General features: G+C 40.8%; 2 pseudogenes. Both read right to left on the reverse strand.

The window, feature by feature from the left end:
• Positions 1 to 312, reverse strand: a pseudogene (locus tag DCM90_RS09735) (class II glutamine amidotransferase); the annotation flags it as partial.
• A 191-nt stretch (positions 313 to 503) separates the two neighbouring features.
• Positions 504 to 1055: pseudogene (gene bglA / locus DCM90_RS09740) on the reverse strand (6-phospho-beta-glucosidase); the annotation flags it as partial.

The raw sequence follows: 1055 nt of genomic DNA on the forward strand, positions 1-1055 counted from the left end.
GTAGTTTTCAATCACCCCATTGTGAACCAAGACAAAACGTTCTGTCTCAGAGCGGTGTGGGTGAGCATTGTCTTCCGTTGGTTTCCCATGAGTTGCCCAACGAGTATGTCCGATACCAGTTGTTCCCTCAACACCAGCTGTCTTGGCAGACAATTCTGCGATACGACCAACAGCCTTCACCAAATGGTTATCAGCACCATCTAGGACAAAAATTCCCGCAGAATCATAGCCACGGTATTCAAGCTTTTCAAGCCCTTGAATCAAAATATCAGTTGCATTTGTGTTTCCAACAACACCAACAATTCCACACATAGTATATACGACACAGGCAAGCTGTGCTTTCTCCTTAAAATTGGTATAGTCTAATTCATCTTTTATAGAATCAGCAAAAACAGTATATACTTGTTTCTTTCACTTGTCAAGAGTAAAAATTGGTATAGTTCAAATTAAGCTCCTGTAAGCAAAAAACTCTGACCGATTGGGATAATCAGTCAGAGTCCTTTTTAAAATCCATTATTATCGCTTAATTCTTTGAACCAGTGGCCTGATTTCTTCAGACGACGTTCTTGCGTTTCCAAATCTAATTCGACCAAACCATAGCGATTTTTATAGCTGTTGAGCCATGACCAGCAGTCAATAAAGGTCCAAATCAAGTAGCCCTTACAGTTGGCACCATCTTCAATGGCACGGTGAAGTTCACGAAGATGACCTTTTACAAAGTCAATACGGTAATCATCTTGAATCATTCCATCTTGACGGAATTTTTCTTCCCCTTCAACACCCATACCATTCTCAGTCAACATCCATTCAATATTGCCATAATTTTCCTTGATATTTTGGGCGATGTCATAAATCCCTTGCTCATAAATCTCCCAACCACGGTGAGAATTGATTTTACGTCCAGGCATCACATAAGGCTCGTAAAAATGTTCTGGTAAGAGTGGACTATCTGGATGCTTAGCAAATCGAGGAGCCATAACACGCAAAGGTTGATAGTAGTTCACACCAAGGAAGTCCACCGTATTATCACGAATGAGTTCCAACTCTTCCTCTGT

Origin of the sequence: Levilactobacillus bambusae (assembly GCF_003124125.1) — a bacterium.
Lineage (GTDB): Bacteria > Bacillota > Bacilli > Lactobacillales > Lactobacillaceae > Levilactobacillus > Levilactobacillus bambusae.